The organism is Citrobacter sp. VF227 (assembly GCF_052950715.1).
Window position 1 is genome coordinate 143,397 of sequence record NZ_JBRFVF010000004.1, and the last position, 26,885, is coordinate 170,281.

26 protein-coding genes and 1 other RNA gene are annotated in these 26,885 nt (G+C 53.5%); 11 read left to right on the forward strand and 16 right to left on the reverse strand.

Features of this window, described 5'->3' with window-relative positions; all coding sequences use genetic code 11:
- Positions 1 to 4 precede the first annotated feature (4 nt).
- Together dsbC and xerD are read right to left on the reverse strand one after the other, a co-directional pair.
- A complete protein-coding gene (gene dsbC / locus ACU8YC_RS15215; protein WP_187258964.1) occupies positions 5 to 718 on the reverse strand; it encodes a bifunctional protein-disulfide isomerase/oxidoreductase DsbC in 714 nt (237 codons plus the stop codon).
- A gap of 23 nt (positions 719 to 741) precedes the next feature.
- On the reverse strand, positions 742 to 1,638 hold the full coding sequence (xerD, locus tag ACU8YC_RS15220; RefSeq protein ID WP_187253168.1) for a site-specific tyrosine recombinase XerD: 897 nt from the start codon (positions 1,636 to 1,638) through the stop codon (positions 742 to 744).
- A 113-nt stretch (positions 1,639 to 1,751) separates the two neighbouring features.
- Between xerD and fldB the strand changes: the two genes are divergently transcribed.
- Positions 1,752 to 2,273 (forward strand): flavodoxin FldB, encoded by a 522-nt coding sequence (fldB, locus tag ACU8YC_RS15225; protein ID WP_151218318.1) that lies wholly within the window; start codon positions 1,752 to 1,754, stop codon positions 2,271 to 2,273.
- A gap of 44 nt (positions 2,274 to 2,317) precedes the next feature.
- On the opposite strand, the gene ACU8YC_RS15230 is transcribed toward fldB, so the two are convergent.
- Positions 2,318 to 2,725: a protein YgfX gene (locus tag ACU8YC_RS15230; protein WP_151218319.1), complete on the reverse strand. Its 408-nt coding sequence runs from the start codon at positions 2,723 to 2,725 to the stop codon at positions 2,318 to 2,320.
- On the reverse strand, positions 2,706 to 2,972 hold the full coding sequence (gene sdhE / locus ACU8YC_RS15235; RefSeq protein ID WP_016154349.1) for an FAD assembly factor SdhE: 267 nt from the start codon (positions 2,970 to 2,972) through the stop codon (positions 2,706 to 2,708). Before sdhE ends, ACU8YC_RS15230 begins: the two co-directional genes overlap by 20 nt.
- Positions 2,973 to 3,228: 256 nt before the next feature.
- On the opposite strand from sdhE, the gene ygfZ reads away from it, so the two are divergent.
- A complete protein-coding gene (ygfZ, locus tag ACU8YC_RS15240) occupies positions 3,229 to 4,209 on the forward strand; it encodes a tRNA-modifying protein YgfZ (protein ID WP_252838622.1) in 981 nt (326 codons plus the stop codon).
- A 93-nt stretch (positions 4,210 to 4,302) separates the two neighbouring features.
- On the opposite strand, the gene trhA is transcribed toward ygfZ, so the two are convergent.
- Together trhA and yqfB are read right to left on the reverse strand one after the other, a co-directional pair.
- On the reverse strand, positions 4,303 to 4,962 hold the full coding sequence (trhA, locus tag ACU8YC_RS15245) for a PAQR family membrane homeostasis protein TrhA (RefSeq protein WP_187253170.1): 660 nt from the start codon (positions 4,960 to 4,962) through the stop codon (positions 4,303 to 4,305).
- A 162-nt stretch (positions 4,963 to 5,124) separates the two neighbouring features.
- Positions 5,125 to 5,436, reverse strand: a complete 312-nt coding sequence (gene yqfB, locus ACU8YC_RS15250) for a N(4)-acetylcytidine aminohydrolase (RefSeq protein ID WP_003026949.1) — start codon at positions 5,434 to 5,436, stop codon at positions 5,125 to 5,127.
- 52 nt (positions 5,437 to 5,488) lie between these two features.
- Between yqfB and ACU8YC_RS15255 the strand changes: the two genes are divergently transcribed.
- On the forward strand, positions 5,489 to 6,217 hold the full coding sequence (locus ACU8YC_RS15255; protein ID WP_187253347.1) for a MurR/RpiR family transcriptional regulator: 729 nt from the start codon (positions 5,489 to 5,491) through the stop codon (positions 6,215 to 6,217).
- Positions 6,218 to 6,336: 119 nt separating this feature from the next.
- A complete protein-coding gene (gene bglA / locus ACU8YC_RS15260) occupies positions 6,337 to 7,770 on the forward strand; it encodes a 6-phospho-beta-glucosidase (RefSeq protein WP_210905345.1) in 1,434 nt (477 codons plus the stop codon).
- A gap of 41 nt (positions 7,771 to 7,811) precedes the next feature.
- Here bglA and ACU8YC_RS15265 read toward each other — a convergent pair whose 3' ends face one another.
- The 8 genes from ACU8YC_RS15265 to ACU8YC_RS15300 all read right to left on the reverse strand — a co-directional run bounded on the left by ACU8YC_RS15265 (position 7,812) and on the right by ACU8YC_RS15300 (position 18,098).
- Complete coding sequence (locus tag ACU8YC_RS15265) at positions 7,812 to 8,555, reverse strand: SDR family oxidoreductase (RefSeq protein ID WP_446895509.1); 744 nt, start codon at positions 8,553 to 8,555, stop codon at positions 7,812 to 7,814.
- Between the two features lie 61 nt (positions 8,556 to 8,616).
- Positions 8,617 to 11,490 (reverse strand): aminomethyl-transferring glycine dehydrogenase, encoded by a 2,874-nt coding sequence (gene gcvP / locus ACU8YC_RS15270; RefSeq protein ID WP_187253172.1) that lies wholly within the window; start codon positions 11,488 to 11,490, stop codon positions 8,617 to 8,619.
- A gap of 124 nt (positions 11,491 to 11,614) precedes the next feature.
- The gene (gcvH, locus tag ACU8YC_RS15275) at positions 11,615 to 12,004 is read right to left on the reverse strand and encodes a glycine cleavage system protein GcvH (protein ID WP_005123344.1); all 390 of its coding nucleotides are present in this window, start codon (positions 12,002 to 12,004) and stop codon (positions 11,615 to 11,617) included.
- 25 nt (positions 12,005 to 12,029) lie between these two features.
- On the reverse strand, positions 12,030 to 13,124 hold the full coding sequence (gene gcvT, locus ACU8YC_RS15280) for a glycine cleavage system aminomethyltransferase GcvT (protein WP_151224304.1): 1,095 nt from the start codon (positions 13,122 to 13,124) through the stop codon (positions 12,030 to 12,032).
- A 452-nt stretch (positions 13,125 to 13,576) separates the two neighbouring features.
- Positions 13,577 to 14,779, reverse strand: a complete 1,203-nt coding sequence (gene ubiI, locus ACU8YC_RS15285) for an FAD-dependent 2-octaprenylphenol hydroxylase (protein ID WP_446895510.1) — start codon at positions 14,777 to 14,779, stop codon at positions 13,577 to 13,579.
- A 215-nt stretch (positions 14,780 to 14,994) separates the two neighbouring features.
- Entirely contained in the window at positions 14,995 to 16,173 is a 1,179-nt protein-coding gene (ubiH, locus tag ACU8YC_RS15290) for a 2-octaprenyl-6-methoxyphenyl hydroxylase (RefSeq protein WP_151218323.1), read from the reverse strand.
- A complete protein-coding gene (gene pepP, locus ACU8YC_RS15295) occupies positions 16,170 to 17,495 on the reverse strand; it encodes a Xaa-Pro aminopeptidase (RefSeq protein ID WP_252838620.1) in 1,326 nt (441 codons plus the stop codon). Before pepP ends, ubiH begins: the two co-directional genes overlap by 4 nt.
- 24 nt (positions 17,496 to 17,519) lie before the next feature.
- Positions 17,520 to 18,098 (reverse strand): YecA/YgfB family protein, encoded by a 579-nt coding sequence (locus ACU8YC_RS15300; RefSeq protein ID WP_086523442.1) that lies wholly within the window; start codon positions 18,096 to 18,098, stop codon positions 17,520 to 17,522.
- Between the two features lie 167 nt (positions 18,099 to 18,265).
- Between ACU8YC_RS15300 and zapA the strand changes: the two genes are divergently transcribed.
- The 3 genes from zapA to ACU8YC_RS15315 all read left to right on the forward strand — a co-directional run bounded on the left by zapA (position 18,266) and on the right by ACU8YC_RS15315 (position 19,436).
- A complete protein-coding gene (gene zapA / locus ACU8YC_RS15305; protein WP_003026980.1) occupies positions 18,266 to 18,595 on the forward strand; it encodes a cell division protein ZapA in 330 nt (109 codons plus the stop codon).
- 41 nt (positions 18,596 to 18,636) lie between these two features.
- Positions 18,637 to 18,820, forward strand: a non-coding RNA gene (ssrS, locus tag ACU8YC_RS15310) — 6S RNA.
- A 19-nt stretch (positions 18,821 to 18,839) separates the two neighbouring features.
- Positions 18,840 to 19,436, forward strand: a complete 597-nt coding sequence (locus tag ACU8YC_RS15315) for a 5-formyltetrahydrofolate cyclo-ligase (RefSeq protein WP_151224306.1) — start codon at positions 18,840 to 18,842, stop codon at positions 19,434 to 19,436.
- 51 nt (positions 19,437 to 19,487) lie between these two features.
- Here the strand turns inward: ACU8YC_RS15315 and serA are convergent, their stop codons facing one another.
- Together serA and rpiA are read right to left on the reverse strand one after the other, a co-directional pair.
- The gene (gene serA / locus ACU8YC_RS15320; RefSeq protein WP_151224307.1) at positions 19,488 to 20,720 is read right to left on the reverse strand and encodes a phosphoglycerate dehydrogenase; all 1,233 of its coding nucleotides are present in this window, start codon (positions 20,718 to 20,720) and stop codon (positions 19,488 to 19,490) included.
- A gap of 270 nt (positions 20,721 to 20,990) precedes the next feature.
- Positions 20,991 to 21,650 (reverse strand): ribose-5-phosphate isomerase RpiA, encoded by a 660-nt coding sequence (gene rpiA / locus ACU8YC_RS15325; protein WP_016154364.1) that lies wholly within the window; start codon positions 21,648 to 21,650, stop codon positions 20,991 to 20,993.
- 170 nt (positions 21,651 to 21,820) lie between these two features.
- On the opposite strand from rpiA, the gene argP reads away from it, so the two are divergent.
- The 4 genes from argP to scpB all read left to right on the forward strand — a co-directional run bounded on the left by argP (position 21,821) and on the right by scpB (position 26,875).
- Positions 21,821 to 22,714, forward strand: coding sequence for a DNA-binding transcriptional regulator ArgP (gene argP / locus ACU8YC_RS15330; RefSeq protein ID WP_003026988.1), 894 nt, complete (start codon positions 21,821 to 21,823; stop codon positions 22,712 to 22,714).
- Positions 22,715 to 22,946: 232 nt separating this feature from the next.
- Positions 22,947 to 25,091 (forward strand): methylmalonyl-CoA mutase, encoded by a 2,145-nt coding sequence (gene scpA / locus ACU8YC_RS15335; protein ID WP_151218327.1) that lies wholly within the window; start codon positions 22,947 to 22,949, stop codon positions 25,089 to 25,091.
- Positions 25,084 to 26,079 carry a methylmalonyl Co-A mutase-associated GTPase MeaB gene (meaB, locus tag ACU8YC_RS15340; protein WP_151218328.1) on the forward strand — a complete coding sequence of 332 codons (996 nt, stop codon included), beginning with the start codon at positions 25,084 to 25,086 and terminating at the stop codon, positions 26,077 to 26,079. Before scpA ends, meaB begins: the two co-directional genes overlap by 8 nt.
- A 10-nt stretch (positions 26,080 to 26,089) precedes the next feature.
- The gene (scpB, locus tag ACU8YC_RS15345; protein ID WP_005123332.1) at positions 26,090 to 26,875 is read left to right on the forward strand and encodes a methylmalonyl-CoA decarboxylase; all 786 of its coding nucleotides are present in this window, start codon (positions 26,090 to 26,092) and stop codon (positions 26,873 to 26,875) included.
- The last annotated feature ends 10 nt before the right edge of the window (positions 26,876 to 26,885 follow it).

Sequence of the window (26,885 nt, forward strand, 5' to 3'; positions counted from 1 at the left end):
CGAATTATTTACCGCTGGTTTGTTTGGCATGTGCGTCAAGGAATTCTTTCATCTCTTTCGGCCCCTGATAGCCAGGCACTACATAGCCATTGCTCAATACAATCGCCGGCGTACCGCTGACGCCAAACTGTACGCCCAGTGCGTAGTGGTTAGCGATGTCCACATCACAGGTCGCTGGTTTCACGCCCTTGCCTGCCATTGCATCGTCAAAGGCTTTGTTTTTATCCTTCGCACACCAGATAGACTTCATGTCCTGCTCTGCCTGGCTTTCCAGTCCCTGACGAGGGAAGGCCAGATAGCGTACGGTGATCCCTAACGCATTGTAGTCTTTCATCTCTTCATGCAGCTTGTGGCAGTAGCCACAGGTGATGTCGGTGAAAACGGTAATGACATGTTTTTCCTGCGGCGCTTTGTAGACGATCATCTCGTTTTCCAGCGCGTTCAAATGCTTCATCAGCAGTTGGTTAGTGACGTTTACCGGGCTTGCGCCGCTCACGTCGTACATTGGTCCCTGAATAATATGTTTACCATCTTCGGTAACGTATAGTACGCCGCTATTGGTCAGTACGGTTTTCATGCCCGCAACCGGAGCTGACTGAATCTCGGTACTCTGAACGCCCAGCTTCGCTAATGACTGGCGAATCGCCGCATCGTCAGCATGTACCATACCAGTAAAAGCCGTTGCCAGCAGAGTGAACATCATAAAACGTTTTTTCATAACCTATCCTTTCCTGTCAGCACTCACGCTCGCGGGTGATGCTGTTGATGTAGTTGCCGCAAGCGCTCCGTTGCGACATGAGTATAAATCTGCGTTGTCGAGAGGTCGCTATGCCCCAGCAGCATCTGCACCACGCGCAGGTCAGCGCCATGATTGAGCAGATGCGTGGCAAACGCGTGGCGCAGGACATGCGGTGACAGCTTTTCGCTATCGATTCCAGCCAACACAGCATAGTGTTTAATACGATGCCAGAAGGTTTGACGAGTCATCTGTTGCGCGCGCTGGCTGGGAAACAGCACATCAATCGATACGCCATTGAGTAACCATGGACGCCCATGCTCCAGGTACGTTTCCAGCCAGTACACCGCCTCTTCACCTAACGGGACAAGACGCTCTTTATTTCCTTTGCCGATTACCCGAACCACGCCCTGACGCAGGCTGACATCGCTCATCGTCAGCCCCACCAGTTCTGACACGCGCAGGCCCGTGGCATACAATACTTCCAGCATGGCTTTGTCGCGAAGTTCCAGCGGTTGCTCGATAAGCGGTGCCTGCAGCAGTCGTTCTACCTGCGCTTCGCTGAGATCTTTGGGCAGACGCTGTGGAAGCTTAGGTGATGCCAGCGCAGCGCTGGGGTCATCTTCGCGAAATTTCTCACGGTAAAGATGCTGAAAAAAGCGCCGTGTCGCACTGAGCAAGCGTGCAGAACTGGTGGCCTTATATCCCCCATCCATCCGCTCAGCCAGCAATGCTTGCAGGTCATCACTCTGCGCGGTCGCCAGCGAAGCACCGCGGTGATGTAACCATTCGACAAGCATGGTCAGATCGCGACGATACGCACTTAACGTATTTTCCGCCAGATTTCGTTCCAGCCACAGTGCATCAAGAAACTGCTCGATGCGCGCCAGATCCTGTTCCACTCGCACCCCTTATTCCACTCTCATTTTTGATGCATTATGCCTCATTGTGCCGAGAATGCGGCGATTCTGTTACACTACCCGCAACGCTACAGCAGAATTGAGATGTTTACGTCATGAACATGGGTCTTTTTTACGGTTCAAGCACCTGCTACACCGAAATGGCAGCGGAAAAAATCCGCGATATCCTGGGTCCCGAACTGGTGACACTGCACAACCTCAAAGATGATTCCCCGAGCTTAATGGAGCAGTATGACGTGCTCATTTTGGGCATCCCGACCTGGGATTTCGGTGAAATTCAGGAGGATTGGGAAGCAGTCTGGGCGCAACTGGACGACCTCAACCTGGAAGGCAAAATTGTTGCGCTTTACGGTATGGGCGATCAGTTGGGATACGGCGAATGGTTCCTGGATGCACTGGGTATGCTGCACGATAAACTGGTTACAAAAGGCGTTAAATTTGTGGGTTACTGGCCAACTGAAGGCTATGAATTCACCAGCGATAAACCCGTCATTGCCGATGGACAGCTGTTTGTTGGTCTGGCGCTGGATGAAACGAACCAGTACGACCTCAGCGATGAACGCATTCAGGCCTGGTGCGAGCAAATTCTTGGTGAAATGGCCGAGCACTGGTCCTGAGTTGCTGCCGACTGACGGTTAAGGTCGCAACCTTACCGTCAGTGCTACATCTGCTTCGCCTGTTGCAGTATTAACCGCCGTAAATCCCGCCATTCTGCGTCATCCATACTGTCTGCCGCCAGCCATAGATGCTGACGTTTTCCGGTATCGGAACGCAAACGCAGCATCATGCCTGTTTTTACCATCCAGGGGGCGCTAACGATAGACCACTCTTGCCCCTGCCAGCGCAGACGACCGTTCATCAACAGCCGAATCTCGCCCTGACAGGCGTTAATTCGGCGCTGGCTTCGTACGCTATCGAACACCACCAAAGACAGCAAAACCAGCCATAATGGGGTGTAACTCAATGGCCAGGGCATCAATAAAATAAATACCGCGACCAGCCCATGAATGAGCAGTGAAAGCCATTGCGCGCGCCATGAAACGCGTAAATCAGATTGCCACTGGACCACGTTCCCGATTCCGTGTCTGGATAAGTCGCACCATCTGTTCCAGCTGAGCATCAGCTGGTTTCCCATGATTCATCAACCAGTTAAACAAATCTGGATCATCACATTCTAGCAGACGAATAAAGATACGTTTTTCTTCGTCACTTAAGCTGTCGTATTCATGTTCGAAAAACGGCATGATCGAGATGTCCAGCTCGCGCATACCACGGCGGCATGCCCAATGAATACGTGCTTTGTTGTTAATATCCATGTTCTTCTCCCTGTCTCGCGAAAACGAAGTATCCGGCTATTGTAACGTGTTTTTCCCGCGCATTGACGGGAATATCAGTAATCGGAAGCTTGTTCGCGAAATAAAACCGCATTAAGTCAAAGGATTCAGCATTTTTGGATGTCTCCTCGCAAAGCTTAATATATGGCACAAATAGCCTGTTTAAACCGCTTGCAATGGGCCATAGCTCTTTTACCATTAGTCATTATCACTGCGTTAAGCAAATCAGGACATTATTATGGCTTTTACATCTTTTCCTCCTCGCCAGCCTTTCGCGTCAACGCGTTTGCCTCTGACGCTAATGACGCTCGATGACTGGGCGCTCGCCACCATCACCGGTGTCGACAGTGAGAAGTATATTCAGGGTCAGGTCACGGCGGATGTCAGCCAGATGACCGAACATCAGCACGTGTTGGCGGCACATTGTGACGCCAAAGGTAAAATGTGGAGCACCCTGCGTCTGTTCCGCCAGGGTGACGGTTTTGCCTGGGTTGAGCGCCGTAGCCTGCGCGATGCGCAGCTTACTGAACTGAAAAAATACGCGGTCTTTTCGAAAGTGGCGATTGCCCCGGACGACGAGCGCGTCCTGCTGGGCGTAGCGGGATTCCAGGCACGTGCGGCACTGGCCAATCTTTTTAGCGAATTACCGAGCAGCGATAAGCAGGTTATTACCGAAGGCTCTTCCACAATATTGTGGTTTGAACACCCAGCCGAACGCTTCTTACTAGTGACCGATACTGCCACAGCGGAAACGCTGGCAGAGAAACTGCGTGGTGAAGCGGAGTTAAATAACAGCCAACAGTGGCTGGCGCTGGATATCGAAGCGGGTATTCCTGTTATTGATTCTGCCAACAGCGCGCAGTTTATTCCGCAAGCCACCAATCTGCAGGCATTAGGCGGCATCAGCTTTAAAAAAGGGTGCTATACCGGTCAGGAAATGGTTGCCCGCGCAAAATTCCGCGGAGCCAACAAACGCGCCATGTGGACTCTGGCAGGAGCGGCCAGTCGCGTACCGGAAGCGGGTGAAGACCTGGAGCTGAAAATGGGTGAGAACTGGCGTCGTACCGGCACCATACTCGCCGCAGTGCAGCTGGCTGATGGGCAAGTGCTGGTGCAGGTTGTGATGAATAACGATATGGAAGTCGACAGCGTGTTCCGCGTTCGAGACGACGCAAAAACGCTGCATATCGTACCGCAGCCGTATTCGCTGGAAGAGTAAATGAATAATGCCTGATTGCGATGCGTCTATCAGGCATGCTGGCTTTTGTTTTGTAGGCCGGATAAGGCGCTAGCCGCCATCCGGCATCAATGATTACGCCTGACCAACGTACAGATAGATTGCCAGGAAGTGGCAAACGCTGCCGCCCAGCACAAAGCCGTGCCAGATCGCGTGGTTGTAAGGAATACGCTTACATACGTAGAAAATAACACCCAGCGAATAGACTACGCCGCCAACGGCCAGCAGCGTCACCCCCCCCACCGCCAGCTTAACCGCCAGTTGATACACCACAATCAGCGATAGCCAGCCCATTGTCAGGTAGGTCACCAGCGACAGAACCTTAAAGCGGTGCGCAATAGTCAGTTTGAATAAAATACCGATTAGCGCCAGGCTCCAGATCACAATCATCAGTCCGCGTGCCAGCGGCGAATCCAGCCCCACCAGCAGGAATGGCGTGTAGGTCCCGGCAATCAGCAGATAAATCGCGCAGTGGTCGAATTTTTTCAGCCAGACTTTCGCTCTCTGATGGGGGATCGCATGATACAAGGTTGAGGCAAGGAACAGCAGGATCATGCTGCCACCGTACAGGCTGTAGCTAGTAATGGCCATAGCGCTGGCGTTGGTATCCACTGCCTGAACCAGTAACAACACCAGTCCGACAATCCCAAACACCAGCCCGATACCATGGCTGATGCTGTTGGCTATTTCCTCTGCCAGCGAATATCCCTGCGCGATTAATGGCTTCTGAACCATAAGTTACTCCCCAGAAACGAACACTTTCGTTATTGCGCCTCTAGCGTAACTGAGAATGGTTCCAGTGAACACCTGTTAGCTAAAATAAATATCACATTAAGATTAATCATTTAAAATCATGGCGTTGCAACTATTTTTTCAACTAACAGATGTTTCTTTAAATCAAAGGCATTTAAAATCAATCACATAAAATTGCGTCTGATTCGGGTAAATCTCGGCAATCACATGTTTAAGTTCTTCAAGCGTCATGTTTTCCTGCTGGGCATGTTTATCCGTTAGCGTATCCAAAGTAACAGTTGAGGTGCCAACAACCTCAATCGTGCAGAAGTAACCGTCATCTTCGAAGCGCCCAACCCGTAAAATGTCCCCGGCTTTGAAGTGTGATTCGGACTCGTCACGAATGGTGATGGTTTTGCGTCCGGCCAGAATGTCATCCTGGAAACGCTGAAAAAAAGTGATGTCATTTGGCTGCATGTTATTATTCCTTGTAGATGAAGTCTGATGAGTGAGTTTTGCCATTGTGAGTATGTTCTCCCACGCTGCCATCGCCAGTCTCAACAATCTTGAGATGCTGGTCTACAACTATGTCATCAAAAACCGTGACAAAGTCATGTACATGACCATTCGCGAGCTGGCTGATGCCGTGGGCGTTTCCACCACTACCGTACTGCGCTTTTGCCGCAAGCTTAAGTGTGAAGGTTACTCAGAATTCCGCGTACGCTTCAAATTATATTTAGAGCAGAATGAACCACAACAGGCTAATTTCGGTGCCAGCGAAATTATCAGTTTCTTTAAAGGCGTCAATAACGACGAGTTCGATAAACTGCTCGATCAGGCTGTTGATATTATATTATCTTCCGAGCGTATTATATTCGTTGGGGCGGGAACGTCTGGAGCTCTGGCGAAATATGGCGCACGTTTTTTCTCAAACGTCGGTAAATTCAGTAATCACATTGATGATCCTTATTTCCCGGTAACTAACGATATGGCCAGAAACGCGCTGGCGATCGTGCTTTCCGTGTCTGGTGAAACAGAAGAGATCCTGCGCTTTGCCAGCCAGTTTAGTCTGCACAACTGTAAGGTTCTGTCGGTCACTAGCCATGAACACTCTCGCCTGGCGAAGCTGGCAGACTTTAATATCTCCTGGCACGTTCCACAAACACGTATTGCCGGGGTATACGATATAACCACGCAGATCCCCGTTATTTATATTCTGGAATCACTCGGGCGCAAGCTGGCGAAAATAATAGCGTAAAAAACAATGTGTTTTTTTGATGTAACAAATCACATTTACGCTATTTTGTTATACCGTGACATTTATCTTTCCTTTGTTAGACTCAAAATCAGATTGTATTAATTTGAGACTGAGCGCAGATGAAAAAACTTACCTTACCAAACGATTTTTTATGGGGCGGCGCTGTGGCGGCGCATCAGGTTGAAGGCGGCTGGAACAAAGGTGGCAAAGGTCCCAGCATTTGCGACGTCCTGACCGGTGGGGCTCACGGCGTTCCGCGAGAAATTACTCAGGACGTCGTGCAGGGTAAATACTATCCCAACCACGAAGCAGTCGATTTTTACGGTCATTACAAAGAAGACATTAAGCTGTTTGCCGAGATGGGTTTCAAATGCTTCCGTACGTCAATTGCCTGGACCCGCATCTTCCCGAAAGGAGACGAAACCCAGCCAAATGAAGAAGGATTAAAATTCTACGACGACATGTTTGATGAACTGCTGAAGTACAACATCGAACCGGTCATCACCCTCTCCCACTTCGAAATGCCACTGCATTTGGTTCAACAGTACGGTAGCTGGACCAATCGTAAAGTCGTCGATTTCTTTGTCCGTTTTGCTGAAGTCGTTTTTGAGCGCTACAAGCACAAGGTCAAATACTGGATGACCTTCAACGAGATCAACAACCAGCGTAACTGGCGCGCGCCGCTGTTTGGCTATTGCTGCTCGGGCGTGGTGTATACCGAGCATGAAAACCCGGAAGAGACCATGTACCAGGTGTTGCATCACCAGTTTGTCGCCAGCGCACTGGCGGTAAAAGCGGCACGTCGCATCAATCCTGACATGAAAGTCGGCTGCATGCTGGCGATGGTCCCGCTGTATCCCTTCTCTTGTAAGCCTGAAGATATGATGTTTGCGCAAGAATCGATGCGTGAGCGCTACGTCTTCACCGATGTCCAGTTGCGCGGTTACTACCCCTCTTATGTTCTGAATGAGTGGGGGCGTCGTGAATTCAACATCAAAATGGAAGCAAACGACGAACAGATCCTGCGCGAAGGTACCTGTGACTATCTCGGTTTCAGCTACTACATGACCAACGCCGTTAAAGCGGAAGGTGGCAGCGGTGATGCGATTTCCGGCTTTGAGGGCAGCGTACCGAACCCGCACGTCAAAGCATCCGACTGGGGCTGGCAGATTGACCCCGTCGGTCTGCGCTATGCCTTATGTGAGCTGTATGAACGCTACCAGAAGCCGCTGTTTATCGTTGAAAACGGGTTTGGCGCTTATGACAAAGTAGAAGAAGACGGTAGCATCAACGACGACTATCGCATCGACTATCTGCGCGCCCACGTCGAAGAGATGATGAAAGCGGTAACGTATGATGGCGTAGACCTGATGGGCTATACGCCCTGGGGCTGCATCGACTGCGTGTCGTTTACCACCGGTCAGTACAGCAAACGCTACGGGTTTATCTACGTAAACAAACACGACGACGGCACCGGCGATATGTCGCGTTCGCGGAAGAAGAGTTTTGAGTGGTATAAAGCGGTGATTGCCAGCAACGGCGAGAACCTGTGATTTTTTGCCGGATGGCGCAGCGCCATCCGGCAATCAAGTCCCTACTTACCGCCTGCCAGCTCCAGAAAACTCCCCGTAACGTAAGATGCTTTCTCGCTCAACAGCCAGGTAATCGCCTGCGCGACCTCCTCCGGTTGTCCACCGCGCTGCATAGGCAACATAGATTTCACGCGATCGACTCTTCCCGGCTCGCCGCCTGATGCATGCATTTCAGTGTAAATCAGACCCGGCCGCACACAGTTCACGCGGATCCCCTGCGCTGCAACTTCCAGCGCCAGACCGGTAGTGAGCGTGTCCACCGCGCCTTTTGAGGCGGCGTAATCAACGTACTCGAAAGGGGCGCCTAGCCGCGATGCCGCCGAAGAGACATTTACAATCGATCCACCCTGACCGCCGTGCTTGAACGACATGCGCTTTACCGCTTCCCGACAGCACAGAAAATAGCCGGTAACGTTGGTTGCCAGTACGCGATTAATTCGTTCGGCGGTTAAGTTTTCGACCGTGCTTTGCTCAAACAAGATCCCTGCATTATTCACCAGGGCAGTCAGTTGCTCGCCTTCACGGTCAATAGACTCAAACATTGCCACCACCTGGCTTTCATCGCTGATATCTGCCCGTAAAGCAAACGCCTTCCCTCCAGCAGCGGCGATGCTGTTCACCACCTCCGTTGCCGCACGAATATTGTGATGAAAGTTCAACGCGACCGTGTAGCCCTCTTGCGCCAGTTGCAGTGCGGTTGCTCGACCAATGCCACGACTGCCGCCCGTCACCAATGCTATAGCCATAACGTTTCTCCCAAAAAATAAAGGCGCCGAAGCGCCTTTAAAAGATAGTCGAATCAGCAGATTACTGATATTCGCTCATCGGTACGCAGGAGCAGAACAGGTTACGGTCACCGTAAACATCATCAAGACGCTTCACGGTTGGCCAGTATTTGTTCGCCACACCCGCCGGGAAGACGGCGATTTCGCGGCTATAACCGTGGTTCCACTCCGCGACCAGCTCGTTTTGCGTGTGCGGTGAGTTAACCAGTGGGTTATCTTCCAGTGACCATTCACCCGCTTTCACACGGTCGATCTCCGCGCGAATTGCCAGCATCGCATTGATAAAGCGATCCAGTTCCACCTTGCTTTCAGATTCAGTCGGTTCCACCATCAGCGTACCCGCTACCGGGAACGACATGGTCGGTGCATGGAAACCGTAATCGATCAGACGCTTGGCAATATCCAGTTCGCTGATGCCGGTCTCTTCTTTCAGTGGGCGAATGTCGAGAATACATTCATGCGCCACGCGACCATCACGACCGGTATACAGCACCGGATAGGCATCTTTCAGACGGCTGGCAATATAGTTAGCGTTCAGGATCGCCACCTGGCTTGCCTGCTTCAGACCTTCTGCGCCCATCATACGGATGTACATCCAGCTGATTGGCAGAATAGATGCGCTACCAAACGGAGCGGCAGAAACTGCGCCCTGACGGGTCAGCATCCCTTCAATCTGTACCACGCTGTGGCCCGGCACAAACGGTGCCAGATGCGATTTCACGCCGATCGGCCCCATACCCGGGCCGCCGCCGCCGTGCGGAATGCAGAATGTTTTATGCAGGTTGAGATGTGATACGTCCGCGCCGATAAAGCCCGGCGTGGTGATCCCAACCTGAGCGTTCATGTTCGCGCCATCAAGGTAAACCTGACCGCCAAACTGGTGCACAACGTCGCACACTTCACGGATTGTTTCTTCATACACGCCGTGCGTGGATGGGTAGGTCACCATGATGCAAGAGAGGTTGTCGGCATGTTGTTCTGCTTTTGCACGCAGATCGTCTAAGTCGATGTTACCGTTCTTATCACAAGCGACCACCACCACCTGCATACCCGCCATCTGAGCGGAAGCCGGGTTAGTACCGTGAGCAGAGGCCGGGATCAGGCAGATATCACGATGGCCTTCATTACGGCTTTCGTGATAATGGCGAATCGCCAGCAGCCCCGCATACTCCCCCTGTGCGCCGGAGTTCGGCTGCATGCAGACTGCGTCATAACCGGTCAGTTTTACCAGCCACTCGGAAAGTTGGCCGATCATCTGGTGATAACCTTCTGCCTGCTCTGGAGGACAGAACGGATGAAGCTCAGCGAATTCCGGCCAGGTGATCGGGATCATCTCGGCCGCCGCGTTCAGCTTCATGGTGCAGGATCCCAGCGGGATCATCGCCTGGTTCAGCGCCAGATCTTTGCGCTCCAGCGAGTGCATGTAACGCATCATCTCGGTTTCGCTATGGTAGCGGTTGAACACCGGATGGCTGAGGATCGCATCGTCACGCAGCATACTGTCCTGAATGGAACGGCTGTCGAGCGCCACGTCTTTATCCAGCGTATCAATGTTCAGGCCGTGGCTGTCGCCCAGCAGAATATTGAGCAATTGCACAACATTTTCACGGGTAGTGGTTTCGTCGAGGGTAATACCTACCGCGTTATGAATATCGCTACGCAGATTGATTTCTGCCGCTTCGGCACGCGCCAGTACTGCAGCTTTATCGGCTACTTCAACGCACAGGGTGTCGAAGTAATGCGCATGACGCAGCTTCAATCCTTTCTGTTGCAGGCCGACTGCCAGGATATCGGTCAGGCGGTGGATGCGATTAGCAATGCGTTTCAGGCCAACCGGACCATGATAAACGGCATACAGACTGGCGATGTTGGCCAGCAGGACCTGCGAGGTACAAATGTTGGAGTTCGCTTTCTCGCGGCGGATATGCTGCTCACGAGTCTGCATCGCCATGCGCAGTGCGGTATTGCCCGCCGCATCTTTGGAGACGCCGATAATACGGCCTGGCATAGAGCGTTTGAATTCGTCTTTAGCAGCAAAAAATGCCGCGTGTGGACCGCCGTAGCCCATCGGTACGCCGAAGCGTTGTGCAGAGCCGAAAACGATGTCCGCCCCCTGTTTGCCCGGCGCAGTCAGCAGTACCAGCGCCATAAAATCGGCCGCGACGCTGACCACAACTTTGCGGGATTTCAGCTCAGTAATCAGTGCGCTGTAGTCGTGCACTTCACCGGTAGTGCCAACCTGCTGCAACAGCACGCCGAACACATCCTGATGATCCAGCGCTTTTGCCGCATCATCGACAATGACGTCAAAACCAAAGGTTTCTGCACGGGTGCGCACAACATCCAGCGTTTGCGGATGGACATCTGCGGCCACAAAGAAGCGGTTGGCGTTTTTCAGTTTGCTGACGCGTTTTGCCATCGCCATTGCTTCAGCCGCTGCGGTGGCTTCATCCAGCAGAGAGGCAGAGGCCATGTCCAGACCGGTCAGATCCAGCGTCACCTGCTGGAAGTTGAGCAGCGCTTCCAGGCGACCCTGAGACACTTCTGGCTGATACGGCGTATACGCAGTGTACCAGCCCGGGTTTTCCAGCATGTTGCGCAGGATAACCGGTGGCAACTGCACGGCGGTGTAGCCCATGCCAATGTAGGACGTGAAGCGCTTGTTACGCCCGGCGATGGCTTTTAATTCAGCCAGCGCAGCGTATTCGGTCGCCGCCTCGCCCACCTGCGGCGGGGTTGCGAGCTGAATGTCTTTCGGCACAATCTGGCCGATCAGCGCGTTTAACGACTCGGCGCCAACCGCATTCAGCATCTCTCGCTGCTGCGCGGCGTCCGGTCCGATGTGGCGTTCAATAAAAGCGCCGCTGTTTTCAAGCTGGCTTAACGTCTGTGTCATGGGCGATGGTTCCTGAAACGTGCAGTGAATCGTAGGTGTCTCTACTACCTGAATACGCGAAATAATTCGCGTTGCAGGTATGCGGGTAAGCCAACACACCTGCAACGTGAAAAATGAAGCGTATTTACTCGTCTTCTAACAATGCTTCGTATGCGGTCGCATCCAGCAGCGATTCAATTTCGCTTTCATCGCTGGCTTTGATTTTGAAAATCCAGCCCCCCGCATACGGCTCGCTGTTAACCAGTTCCGGAGAGTCGCTGAGCGCGTCGTTGACCGCAACAATCTCACCGCCTACTGGCGCATAGATATCGGAAGCCGCTTTTACGGACTCCGCAACAGCGCAGTCATCGCCCGCGCTGACGGTTGAGCCAACTTCAGGCAGGTCAACGAAAACCATGTCACCTAACAGCTCCTGAGCGTGTTCGGTGATACCAACGGTGTAGGAACCGTCAGCTTCTTTGCGCAGCCATTCGTGTTCTTTGCTGTATTTCAGTTCTGCAGGTACGTTGCTCATCAATCAATCTCCAAAAAAGGATGAATTACGCGACGGCTTTGCCGTTACGCACAAAAACAGGTTTAGTCACTTTTACCGGCATTTCGCGGTTACGAATCTGAACGATTGCGGTATCACCAATACCCGCAGGGACACGTGCCAGCGCGATGCTGTAACCCAGAGTAGGGGAGAATGTCCCGCTGGTGATAATGCCTTCCTGCTGGTTGCCGGAAGCATCAGTGAAACGCACCGGCAGTTCATTACGCAGCACGCCCTTCTCGGTCATCACCAGCCCTACCAGCTGTTCGTGGCCTTTTTCACGCTGCATTTCCAGCGCATCCCGACCGATAAAGTCGCGATCGGTCGGTTCCCACGCGATAGTCCAACCCATGTTAGCCGCCAGCGGTGAAATGCCTTCGTCCATCTCCTGACCGTACAGGTTCATGCCCGCTTCCAGACGCAGCGTGTCACGCGCCCCCAAACCACAAGGTTTTACGCCTGCTTGTACCAGCGCACGCCAGAAATCTGCCGCCTTTTCATTCGGCATAGCAATTTCATAACCTGCTTCGCCGGTATAACCGGTGGTTGCGATGAACAAGTCACCCGCCTGAACGCCGAAGAACGGCTTCATGCCTTCTACCGCATGGCGCTGCTCGTCAGTAAACAGGGTAGCGGCTTTTTCCTGCGCGTTTGGCCCCTGTACCGCAATCAGCGACAGGTCGTCACGAACGGTGATGTCGATGGCGTAAGGTTCAGCGTGTTGGGTAATCCAGGAGAGGTCTTTTTCGCGGGTGGCGGAGTTTACAACGAGGCGGAAGAAGTCTTCAGTGAAGTAATAGACAATCAGGTCATCTATCACGCCGCCCGAAGCGTTGAGCATACCGGAGTAGAGGGCTTTGCCCGTCTTCGTTAGCTTCGCGACGTCGTTTGCCAGCAGATAACGCAAGAACTCCCGGGTGCGGCTACCGCGCAGGTCGACGATGGTCATATGCGACACATCAAACATTCCGGCATCGGTGCGAACAGCATGGTGTTCATCAAGCTGAGAACCGTAGTGCAGTGGCATCATCCAGCCATGAAAATCGACCATGCGCGCGCCACATAGCGTGTGTTGTTCGTACAAAGGAGTCTGTTGAGCCATCTTTTCCTCGTTGAATAAGCGGGGCTATCAACTCTTTCGCGGTGAATTCTTCACCACGAAACCCAGCACCGCAGCCGCTCCTGGGGCTACGACGCAAACGTTCTCTTTGTCCTGAACTTACCACCGAAACAGACGCTAAACCATAAGGCAAAATTAACCATCACATTAGCTTATGACCAAAAATAGCCAAATCGCCGACAGAATAAAAACCCAAAATCATAGCGACAAATTAGAATAACAAACAAAGATAAGCTGAAATTCGCCGCATTAATCAACATTAAATGTGGAAAAAATGTCAAAAATGGCGTTATGAAAAAAACGTAATATAAAAAAAACTAATGCGAAAAAAGGCGTGGAATTAGATTATTTCAAATGAGAGAAGCATCCCGGCGCGCAGGCCGGGAGAGGAAAGTGTGACGGGTCTCAAACTCTTAAGATTGTCCTTACGGACGCTAGCGCAACCACTCAGGAAGATCGTTCAGTCCCATCGCCTGGCGGATGAGCTGTGGTTTTACACCTGGCAGGGTATCAGCCAGTTTCAGACCAATATCACGCAGCAGTTTTTTTGCCGGATTCTCGCCAGCAAACAGTTCATGAAAACCCTGCATACCAGCCAGCATCATCGCTGCACTGTGCTTACGGCTGCGCTCGTAACGGCGTAAATAGAGATACTGACCAATATCTTTGCCCTGACGCTGTAGCCGCTTAAGCTCGTCGATCAGCTCTGCCGCATCCATAAAGCCAAGGTTAACCCCCTGCCCCGCCAGCGGATGGATGGTATGCGCCGCATCCCCCACCAGCGCCAGGCGATGGGCAGCAAACTGCCGTGCGTAGCGTCCCGTCAGCGGAAACGCCTGACGTTCGCTTTCAAGGCTGCACAGCCCCAGACGATTATCAAAAGCGATATTCAGCGCCTGATTGAATTCGTCTTCGCTTGCCTGCTGCATACGTTCAGCTTCCTGCGGCGAGAGCGACCAGACGATAGAACACAGGTGCGGGTCATTGAGCGGCAGAAATGCCAGGATACCCTCACCATGAAACGCCTGACGCGCAACCGCACCGTGGGCTTCCTGCGTACGGATAGTCGCCACCAGCGCATGATGGCGGTAATCCCAGAAGGTGAGCGGAATATCCGCTTTGTTGCGCAGCCAGGAGTTAGCGCCATCGGCGCCGACTACCAGACGAGCCGTCAGCATCGCACCATCTTTCAGGGTCAGAAACGCCTCGTTCTCACCCCAGGCCACCTGCTGTAATTCAGCAGGTGCCAGCAACGTGATATCCGCTGAACGCTGCGCCTTTTGCCACAGCGCGTAATGAATCTCTGCGTTTTCGACAATGTGCCCCAAATGGCTGTAGCCCATACTCTGGTCATCAAACACAATACGGCCAAAGCTGTCTTTGTCCCAGACTTCCATGCCGTGGTAGCAGCAAGCGCGACGGGCTACAATATCGGACCAGACGCCAAGACGGGTAAGCAGTTTTTCACTGGCGGCATTAATAGCCGATACGCGAAGCTGAGGAGGTGCATCCGCCGCCAAAGGCTGCGGAACATGTTGTTCCAACACCGCAACGCGCAACCCGCTGCCCTGCAAGCCGCAGGCAACCGCCAGTCCCACCATGCCGCCACCCACAATTGCTACATCAACACTTTGCACAATCCACTCCTGATGCCTGGCTCAGCAGGCGTAATTGTTGCAGCCAGTTTGGACACGGACAGCGCGGAACAACCGAAGCGTACACGCAGTACGTGAGGATGATTCGCTTTGCTCCCCCTTCGGGCCGCCCTGAAGGGCGTTCAAAACTCTGTCGAGTTTTGTGTGAGCACTGCCCAGGTCCAAAGTGGCAAATAAAATAGCCTGCTGTGACAGGACTATCGCGCAACCCAACCGAGGGTTCGCTCCGCCAGCGCATCGCGCGCAGGGGTAAATAATTCCATCGCCATCAGCCCGACATTTCGTCCAACAACCAGCGGGGTCCAGCGATTGGCAAACAGATACACCAAATTGTTGGTCACGCCAATCGTCGTTTCGCGATCGCGTTCGCGGCGCTGCTGATAGCGTGCCAGCACCGCATAATCACCAACATCTTCCCCGCTGCTCTGCGCCTGGGTCAAGGTTTCAGCCAGGCTCATCACATCACGCAAACCAAGGTTGAAACCTTGTCCGGCAATAGGATGCAGCGTCTGGGCTGCGTTCCCTACCAGCACGGTACGATGGGTAATCGCTTTTTGCGCCGAGGTTAACGAAAGCGGATAGGCGTTGCGTTTACCCGCCTTGATAATACGCCCCAAGCGCCAGCCAAACGCGGTTTGCAGTTCACGACAAAACCGTTCGTCGGACCAGGCCAGAATCTCATCGCGCCGTTCCAGCGGATGACACCACACCAGCGAACAGCGACCGTCAGACATGGGCAACATTGCCAGCGGGCCATATTGCGTGAAACGTTCAAACGCTCGCCCGTCGTGCACAATGGAGGTCGTGACGTTGGCAATCACCGCCAGTTGCTCATAGGGCTGTTGCTGCCAGTCAACGCCGCAAGCGGTAGCCAGTGCGGAGCGCGTACCGTCGGCGGCCACCAACAGGCGACCATCAATCATCTCACCATTTTCCAGCGTTACTTCTACGCGCTCCTGCGTGCGTGACACGCTGGCTACGCGGTCGGGGCAGTGCAGCGTTACACCCGGCGCTTTACGCAGCAGCGCAAACAGACGCAGCCCGACATCGTGCAGCTCTACGACCTGCCCCAGCGCCGGAATACGATATTCCTGCGCATCCAGCGTTACAAATCCGGCATGGCCGCGATCGCTGACGTGAACGGTTTTGATCGCCGTTGCACAATCGGCAATCGCCTGCCATATGCCAATTCGCGCCAGCTGTTGGCAGGTCCCTGCCGCCAGCGCGATCGCCCGGGCATCAAACCCTGGATGGCGATCAGTGTCGGGTGCGCTCGCTTCTATCAGATGTACCGGCAGAGTTCCATGGCTAAGCTGAGAAATGGCCAACGCCAGCGTCGCGCCAACCATACCACCGCCGACGATAATCACACTCATTGCAGTCGCGCCGCGGCCATTAAGGCTTCAATGTCATCCGCTTTCTTCACTACGCTGGCGGTCAGGTTTTCATTGCCGTCTTCGGTGATGAGGATGTCATCTTCAATACGAATGCCGATACCACGATAAGCAGGCGGTACATCGGCGTCCGGCGCGATATAGAGTCCCGGTTCAACAGTAAGCACCATTCCCGGCTCGAGAATGCGTGAGCGGTCCTGACCATAAACGCCAACGTCATGTACATCCAGACCCAGCCAATGGCTAAGACCATGCATAAAGAATGGGCGATGCGCATTTTCGGTGATCAGTTGGTCGACCTCACCGCGCAGAATGCCAAGCCTTACCAGGCCCGTAATCATGATACGCACCACTTCGCCGGTGACTTCCTGGATGGACGTCCCGGGACGATACAGGCGAAGGCTGGTCTCTAAAGATTCCAGTACGATGTCGTAGATTTCACGCTGGGCAGGAGTAAATTTGCCGTTTACCGGGAAGGTACGCGTAATGTCGCCCGCATAGCCTTTGTATTCACATCCGGCGTCAATCAGAACCAGATCGCCATCGCGCATTACACTTTCATTTTCAGTGTAATGCAGGATACAGCCGTTTTCACCGCTGCCGACAATCGTGTTATAGGATGGGTAACGCGCGCCATGGCGGGTAAATTCGTGGTGAATCTCACCTTCCAGCTGGTATTCAAACATTCCCAGACGGCATTTTTCCATCGCCCGGGTATGCGCCAGCGCGGTGATCTCTCCGGCACGGCGCATGACCGCAATTTCTTCCGCTGATTTGAACAGGCGCATTTCATGCACCATTGGGCGCCAGTCGATAATTGCGGCGGGCGCATGCAGATTTTGTCTGGAGCCTTTACGCAGTTTATCCAGTGCCGTACACACAATCTCGTCTGCCCAGGCATATTCGCCCTGTGCGTGATACACCGCGTCCAGGCCATTGAGTAACAGGTGAAGCTGTTGGTTGATTTCGCTGAAGGCCAGCGCCCGATCAACGCCGAGTTTTGCCGGTGCGGCATCCTGGCCCAGACGACGACCAAACCAGATCTCCGCCGTCAGATCGCGAACCCGATTGAACAAAACGCTATGGTTATGAGTGTCATCGCTTTTAATCAGCACCAGCACGGCTTCAGGTTCGTTAAAACCGGTGAAGTACCAGAAATCACTGCTTTGGCGGTACGGATATTCACTGTCCGCGCTGCGCGTCGCTTCAGGCGCGGCAAAAATCAGCGCGGCGCTGCCGGGCTGCATTTGTGCCAGAAAAGCCTGGCGGCGGCGCTGGAATTCTTGCTGAGATATTTCGCTCATCACACTCTCCTTGGCGTTTTGTTCTTAATGCAGGGTCGGTTTACGGACTTCCGGCGCGGTCGGCTGCTGACGCGTAAACGTGTCATGACACAGCAAGGCGGCTACGCGCACGTATTCGATGATCTCTTCGAGCGACATTTCCAACTCTTCCTGATCTTCGTCTTCGTCATATCCCAACTGAGCGATATTGCGCAAGTCGTCAATCGCTTCCCCGGTTTCGCCTGTCACTTTGTCGAGCTTCGGCTGGGTAACGCCAAGCCCCAGCAAAAAGTGGTTTACCCACCCCGCCAGCGCATCGGCGCGATCAAACACACTGACGTCATCGCCTTCAGGCAGATAAAGCTGAAAAAGGAAGCCATCGTCCTCGAGAGCATCGCTGGTGGCAGAGTGCATTTTCAGCAGTGCCTGAGCCAGCTCGTGACCAAAGGCCAGACCTTCGTTCGTCAGATCGTGCAGCAGCGGCTGCCATGAGCTGTCGTTGTTGCCACCGCAAATCATTCCGCTGATTAAGCCGTGCATTTCGGCCGGGGTTAATCCAGCCCCTTGTTGGTTCAAAAACTGGCTAACGTCGTTGTAGCCAGGCATTTCGTTCTGTATAGACATAAGCATTCGTCATCAAAGGGAGGAATATTCATGGTATGCTACCACTTTGGACCCTGGTGAACCAGAAAAGGGCTTGTATCTTAATACCAGGGTAGCTATAGTGTCGCCCCTTCGCGGACCCAAGGTCTGGAGACGAAGGCAGCGCAGTCAATCAGCAGGAAGGTGGCATGTCTGCACAACCCGTCGATATCCAAATATTTGGCCGTTCACTGCGAGTGAATTGCCCGCCTGAACAAAGGGATGCGTTGAATCAGGCTGCGGACGATCTTAATCAGCGATTGCAAGATCTGAAAGTTCGCACTAGAGTCACAAATACTGAGCAGTTGGTTTTCATCGCCGCGTTGAACATCAGCTATGAATTAACTCAGGAAAAAGCGAAGACGCGTGAGTACGCGGCGAGCATGGAACAACGTATTCGGATGCTACAACAGACCATCGAACAGGCGTTGCTTGATCAGGGTCGCATAACCGAAAAAACGGGCCAAAACTTTGAATAACACTTTTCGGTTTACTGTGGTAGAGTGACCGTGAAGACAAAATTTCTCTGAGATGTTTGCAAGCGGGCCAGTCCCCTGAGCCGATATTTCATACCACAAGAATGTGGCGCTCCATGGTTGGTGAGCATGCTCGGCCCGTCCGAGAAGCCTTAAAACTGTGACGACACATTCACCTTGAACCAAGGGTTCAAGGGTTACAGCCTGCGGCGGCATCTCGGAGATTCCCTTCTACTTGGCAACAGCCATGACGCTACTATCTGAACTCCCTTTATCACGGCAAGAAATTCGTCAACTGATTCGTCAGCGTCGACGTGCGCTTACCCCTGAGCAGCAACGACAATACGGTCAGCAAGCCGCGACCCGAATGCTCAGTTATCCCCCTGTTGTACTCGCGCATACCGTGGCGGTGTTTCTCTCGTTTGATGGCGAACTCGATACCCAGCCGCTAATAGATCAGCTGTGGCGAGCGGGCAAGCGTGTCTATCTTCCGGTGCTTCATCCCTTCAGCCCCGGTAATTTACTCTTCCTGCACTATCATCCGCACAGCGACCTGGTGACTAATCGCTTAAAAATTCAGGAACCGCGGCTTGATGTACGCGACGTATTGCCGCTATCAAAGCTGGATGTGCTGATTACACCGTTAGTAGCGTTTGATGAATACGGGCAACGCCTGGGCATGGGCGGCGGATTTTATGACCGTACGCTACAAAACTGGCAGCAGCATAAGATCCAACCCGTGGGTTACGCACATGACTGCCAGTTAGTCGAGAAGTTGCCAGTTGAAGAGTGGGATATCCCGCTGCCTGCGGTGGTGACGCCGTCCAAAATTTGGGCGTGGTAGGAAAACCGGGAACATGCCGGGCAGGCCAGCAGCCTGCCCGTTAAAAGGAAATCAGTACAGCAGACGAGCGCGAATGGTTCCCGGAAGAGATTTCATCGCCTGCAGCGCTTTCTCCGCCACATCTTCATCCGCTTCAATATCGATAACAACGTAACCTACCTGCGCGGAAGTCTGCAGATACTGCGCGGCAATGTTGACGCCCTGCTCGGCAAAAATCTGGTTCAGCGCCGTCAGTACGCCGGGACGATTTTCGTGAATGTGCATCAGACGACGGCCACCGTGCAGCGGCAGCGATACTTCCGGGAAGTTAACCGCAGACAGCGTAGAACCGTTGTCGGAATACTTGGTCAACTTACCAGCTACTTCCAGACCGATATTTTCCTGTGCTTCTAACGTTGAACCACCAATGTGCGGCGTCAGGATCACGTTGTCGAAATCACACAGCGGCGAAGTGAAAGGATCGCTGTTGGTTGCCGGTTCGGTTGGGAATACGTCGATTGCCGCCCCCGCCAGATGCTTGGTCGCTAGCGCGTCACACAGCGCAGGAATATCAACCACCGTCCCACGCGCGGCGTTAATCAGTAGCGCGCCCGGTTTCATCAGTGAAATCTCATGCGCGCCCATCAAGTTTTTGGTGGATGCATTTTCCGGCACGTGCAAACTCACCACATCGCTCATATTGAGCAGATCGGAAAGATGCTGGACCTGCGTGGCATTACCTAACGGCAGTTTATTTTCAATATCATAGAAGTAAACATGCATCCCCAGCGATTCCGCCAGAATGCCCAACTGAGTGCCAATGTGGCCATAGCCGATGATCCCCAGTTTTTTGCCACGCGCTTCAAAAGAACCGGTAGCCAGTTTATTCCACACGCCGCGATGTGCTTTGGCGTTCGCTTCGGGTACGCCGCGTAGCAGTAGTAGCAGTTCGCCAATCACCAGTTCAGCAACGGAACGCGTGTTAGAGAATGGCGCGTTAAACACAGGGATCCCGCGCTTTGCCGCAGCAGTCAGATCCACCTGGTTGGTGCCGATGCAGAAGCAGCCAATCGCAACCAGTTTCTCTGCGGCGGCAATCACATCTTCAGTCAGATGGGTACGGGATCGCAGGCCAATGAAGTGGGCATCACGGATGGACTCTTTGAGTTGTTCAGTGTCCAGAGCACCTTTGTGAAACTCGATGTTGGTATAACCTGCTGCACGAAGGCTTTCGAGCGCTTTTTGATGCACGCCTTCAACCAGCAGAAATTTAATCTTCTCTTTCTCCAGTGATACCTTTGCCATTTCCCCGACCCTGTCTTTTTTGTTCAAACTAATGTGTTGTGTGTGGGATTTTCATCCTCCTCTTCAACATATCAAAAAATAATATTGCGGCAATATGAACGTTTGCGTCGCCGTGCTGAGGAAATGTCATTCAAAGGGGATTGTCAGAGGAATATACTGGCGATAACTTTTTCTTTGGAGAGATCGGCAGGACAATATTATAAACGTGACACAAGTCACCAAATTTGCCCTGCCAAAATTTTTTTAACCGGAGAAGACGCTCCCGTCAGATCATTTTACGATAGTTTTCACGCCGTCTGGCGTGCCGATCAGCGCAACATCCGCACCACGGTTGGCAAACAGGCCTACGGTTACCACACCTGGAATCGCATTGATGGCGTTTTCCAGCGCGATGGCGTCGAGGATTTCCAGACCGTGCACATCGAGGATTACGTTGCCGTTGTCCGTCACCACGCCCTGACGATATTCAGGACGACCGCCCAGCTTCACCAACTGGCGAGCCACTGCGCTGCGCGCCATTGGGATCACTTCAACCGGCAGTGGGAAGTTACCAAGAATATCGACTTCTTTGGACGCATCCGCAATGCAGATAAATTTCTTCGCCACCGAAGCAATGATTTTTTCACGGGTCAGCGCTGCGCCGCCGCCTTTAATCATCTGCATGTGGCCGTTGATTTCATCCGCGCCGTCGACGTATACGCCAAGGCTGTCCACTTCGTTAAGATCGAACACGTGGATGCCAAGGCTTTTGAGTTTTTCGGTCGAGGCATCCGAACTGGACACCGCGCCTTCAATCTGACCTTTCATTGTGCCCAGCGCATCAATAAAGTGTGCGGCTGTTGAACCTGTACCTACGCCCACAATGGTACCGGGCTGTACATACTGAAGTGCCGCCCATCCTACTGCTTTTTTCAGTTCATCCTGCGTCATGATCGTTTCGCCTGTGGTGTGAATATGGTGGGAAAATTCACGCGCATTATAGAACATTGTGCAGAAAAATGTCCCCACACCCGCTCCCAAGCGGCGGATTTCGTCTTTACCCAACCTAAATTTGTGTCATAGTGCAGAACAAGCAAAAATTTCAGGAGTGCGTCAAAGCAATGAAACGTCCGGACTACAGAACACTACAAGCACTGGATGCGGTTATTCGTGAACGGGGATTTGAGCGCGCGGCGCAAAAGCTGTGCATTACGCAATCCGCAGTTTCACAACGCATAAAACAGCTTGAAAATATGTTCGGACAACCGCTGCTGGTGCGTACCGTACCACCACGCCCTACCGAACAGGGGCAGAAACTGCTGGCGCTTTTGCGTCAGGTTGAACTGCTGGAAGACGAGTGGTTGGGCGATGAACAAACCGGCTCGACGCCGCTGCTGCTCTCGCTGGCGGTGAACGCCGACAGTCTGGCGACCTGGTTACTTCCGGCGTTAGCCCCGGTACTGGCCAATTCACCGATTCGCCTGAACCTGCAAGTTGAGGATGAAACGCGCACCCAGGAACGTCTGCGTCGCGGTGAAGTGGTCGGTGCGGTGAGTATCCAACATCAGGCACTGCCAAGCTGTCTGGTGGATAAACTTGGCGCGCTGGACTACCTGTTTGTTGGCTCCAAACCTTTCGCCGAGCGTTATTTCCCTAACGGCGTCACCCGCTCCGCCCTGCTGAAAGCCCCGGCGGTAGCGTTTGACCATCTTGATGATATGCACCAGGCGTTCTTGCAACAAAACTTCGACCTGCCGCCGGGAAGCGTGCCGTGCCACATCGTTAACTCGTCTGAAGCCTTCGTGCAGTTGGCGCGTCAGGGCACCACCTGCTGCATGATCCCGCACTTACAGATTGAGAAAGAGCTGGAAAGCGGCGAGCTGATCGACTTAACGCCAGGTCTGTTCCAGCGTCGGATGCTGTACTGGCACCGTTTTGCACCGGAAAGCCGCATGATGCGCAACGTTACCGACGCGCTGCTGGAATACGGGCACAAGGTGTTGCGTCAGGATTAAACCGTTTATTGCGCCAGAGTGCCGGATGGCGGCGTAACGCCTTATCCGGCCCACAAGCCTTTACCCTCTATTCATGCTATTCCGGCCACTTCTTTGAAATACATCACAAAATAAAATATTCCACGCGGCAAAAAACGACGCCCTGTTGGCTATTTTTTGCTGGCGACAAGCCAAATGAAAAAGCACACCGTATTCGCAAAGATTCAACTTATTGCGTAATACGGAGCAGAAAATGGCAAACGTGCAGGAGTGGCAAACACTCGCCAACAAAGAACTCAGTCGACGGGAAAAAACCGTTGAGTCCCTGGAAAAACAGACGGCGGAAGGGATTGCCATCAAGCCGCTGTACACCGAAGCGGACCTCGATAATCTGGAAGTAACAGGCACCCTCCCCGGTCTGCCGCCTTACGTGCGCGGTCCACGCGCCACCATGTATACAGCGCAGCCGTGGACCATTCGCCAATACGCCGGTTTCTCTACCGCCAAAGAATCCAACGCTTTTTACCGCCGCAACCTCGCCGCCGGGCAGAAAGGGCTTTCCGTCGCCTTTGACCTTGCCACCCATCGTGGTTATGACTCAGACAACCCGCGCGTGGCGGGTGACGTCGGCAAAGCGGGTGTGGCGATCGATACCGTCGAGGATATGAAGGTACTGTTCGACCAGATCCCGCTGGATAAGATGTCGGTATCAATGACCATGAACGGCGCTGTGCTGCCGGTGCTGGCGTTTTATATCGTCGCTGCTGAAGAACAAGGTGTAACGCCGGAACAGCTCACCGGGACCATTCAGAACGATATTCTGAAAGAGTACTTGTGCCGCAACACCTATATTTATCCGCCAAAGCCCTCCATGCGCATTATCGCCGACATCATCGCCTGGTGTTCCAGCAATATGCCGCGCTATAACACCATCAGCATCAGCGGTTATCACATGGGCGAAGCCGGGGCAAACTGCGTACAGCAAGTGGCGTTTACACTGGCTGACGGTATTGAATACATCAAGGCCGCACTTTCCGCCGGGCTGAAAATTGATGACTTCGCACCGCGTCTGTCGTTTTTCTTCGGTATCGGCATGGATCTGTTTATGAACGTCGCCATGCTGCGCGCGGCGCGATATTTGTGGAGCGAAGCGGTCAGCAGTTTTGGTGCCACCAACCCGAAATCTCTCGCTCTGCGTACCCACTGCCAGACGTCCGGCTGGAGCCTGACTGAGCAGGACCCCTACAACAACGTGGTGCGAACCACCATTGAAGCGCTCGGCGCCACGCTTGGCGGTACTCAGTCCCTGCATACCAACGCCTTTGATGAAGCGCTCGGTCTGCCCACCGATTTCTCCGCCCGTATTGCGCGTAATACGCAGATCATCATTCAGGAAGAGTCAGAGATCTGCCGCACTGTTGATCCACTGGCCGGATCGTATTACGTCGAATCTCTGACCGACCAAATCGTGAAGCAAGCGCGCACGATCATCAGGCAGATAGATGAGGCTGGCGGCATGGCGAAGGCGATCGAAGCCGGATTGCCTAAACGGATGATCGAAGAAGCCTCCGCACGTGAACAGTCGCTGATCGACCAGGGTAAGCGCGTCATCGTCGGGGTGAATAAGTACAAACTGGATAAAGAAGACGAGACGTCGGTGCTGGAGATCGACAACGTGAAGGTGCGCAACGAGCAAATTGCCTCGCTGCAGCATATCCGCGCTACCCGCGACAATAATGCCGTTAACGCCGCACTGTCCGCGCTAACCCACGCCGCGCAGCATAATGAAAACCTGCTGGCAGCCGCCGTCAACGCCGCCCGCGTTCGCGCCACGCTCGGTGAAATCTCCGACGCGCTGGAAGCCGCCTTTGACCGATATCTGGTTCCCAGCCAGTGCGTCACTGGAGTGATTGCGCAAAGCTACCACCAGTCCGACAAATCTGCCGATGAGTTCGATGCCATTGTTGCGCAAACAGAACAGTTTCTCGCAGAAAATGGCCGCCGCCCGCGCATTCTGATCGCCAAGATGGGGCAAGATGGTCACGATCGCGGCGCGAAAGTGATCGCCAGCGCCTACTCCGATCTCGGCTTCGACGTCGATCTCAGCCCGATGTTCTCCACACCAGAAGAGATCGCCCGCCTGGCGGTAGAAAACGATGTACATGTAGTTGGCGCCTCATCGCTGGCGGCGGGTCATAAAACATTAATTCCGGAACTGGTCACCGCGCTCAAAGGTTGGGGACGCGAGGATATATGCGTCGTCGCCGGAGGGGTAATTCCACCACAGGATTACGCTTTCCTGCACGAGCATGGCGTGGCCGCAATTTATGGCCCCGGCACACCAATGCTCGACAGCGTTCGTGATGTGTTAACCCGAATCAGTCAGCATCATGATTAACGCCGCCACGCTTGAGGATACCGTCCGCCGCTTGCGACTTGGCGAACGGGCTACGCTCGCCCAGGCAATGACGCTGGTCGAAAGTAGTCACCCGCGCCACCAACCGCTGAGTACGCAATTGCTGGATGCGATTATGCCGTTCACCGGTAACGCCCTGCGCTTAGGGATCACCGGCACGCCGGGTGCGGGTAAAAGTACCTTTCTGGAAGCCTTCGGTATGCTATTAATTCGCCGGGGGTTACGCGTGGCGGTGATCGCCGTGGATCCCAGTAGCCCGGTCAGCGGCGGCAGTATTCTCGGTGATAAAACCCGCATGACGGAACTGGCCCGCGCAGAATCTGCGTTTATTCGCCCGGTTCCGTCCAGCGGGCATTTAGGTGGCGCCAGCCAGCGTGCCCGTGAATTAATGCTGCTGTGCGAAGCGGCTGGCTTCGACGTGGTGATTGTGGAAACCGTCGGCGTTGGGCAGTCAGAAACCGAAGTCGCAGGCATGGTGGATTGCTTTATCTCACTGCAAATTGCCGGCGGTGGAGACGATTTGCAGGGCATCAAAAAAGGCCTGATGGAGATGGCGGATCTGATTGTCATCAACAAAGACGACGGTGATAACCGTACCAGCGTTGCCATCGCCCGTCATATGTACGAATCCGCCCTGCATATTCTGCGCCGCAAATATGACGAGTGGCGGCCACAGGTTCTGACCTGTAGCGCCCTGGAAAAACGCGGTATTGAGGAGGTCTGGCAGGCGATAACCGACTTTAAAACATGCATTACCGCCAGCGGTCGACTGGAAAAAGTCCGCCAGCAGCAGGCGGTGGACTGGTTACACCATCAGGCTGAAGAAGAAGCACTGCATCTGCTGTTTGCCCGTACTGATTTTGACCGCTATTTCCAGCAGACGCTACAGGCCGTCAAAAATAACGATCTGTCGCCGCGCACCGGTCTGCGGCATATCAGCGAATTTATCCAGCATCATTACTTTCACTAAAGAGAACATTATGTCTTATCAATACGTCAACGTGGTCATCATCCAGAAAGTCGCGGTTATTGAGTTCAACTACGCCCGCAAGCTCAATGCCCTGAGCAAAGTGTTTATTGACGATCTGATGCAGGCGCTGAGCGACCTCAATCGTGCGGAAATTCGCTGCATCATTCTGCGCGCACCGAGCGGGGCTAAGGTGTTCTCTGCCGGACATGATATTCATGAACTCCCCACCGGACGTCGCGATCCGCTGTCTTATGATGATCCGTTGCGTCAGATCACCCGCATGATCCAAAAATATCCGAAGCCGGTGATCTCTATGGTCGAAGGCAGCGTCTGGGGCGGCGCGTTTGAAATGATCATGAGTTCCGATCTGATCATCGCTGCTGAAACCTCCACCTTCTCGATGACTCCGGTCAACCTCGGTGTGCCGTATAACCTGGTAGGCATTCACAACCTGACGCGCGACGCCGGTTTTCACATCGTTAAAGAGCTGATTTTTACCGCTTCGCCCATCACCGCTCAACGCGCCATGGCGGTCGGGATCCTCAACCATGTTGTTCCCGCCGAGGAACTGGAAGATTTCACCCTGCAAATGGCGCACCACATCTCGGAAAAAGCGCCGCTGGCAATCGCCGTCATCAAAGAAGAACTGCGCGTGCTGGGGGAAGCGCACACCATGAACTCAGACGAATTTGAGCGTATTCAGGGCATGCGCCGCGCGGTGTACGACAGCGAGGATTATCAGGAAGGGATGAACGCGTTTATGGAAAAACGTAAACCTAATTTTGTCGGCCATTAATCACGTCCGA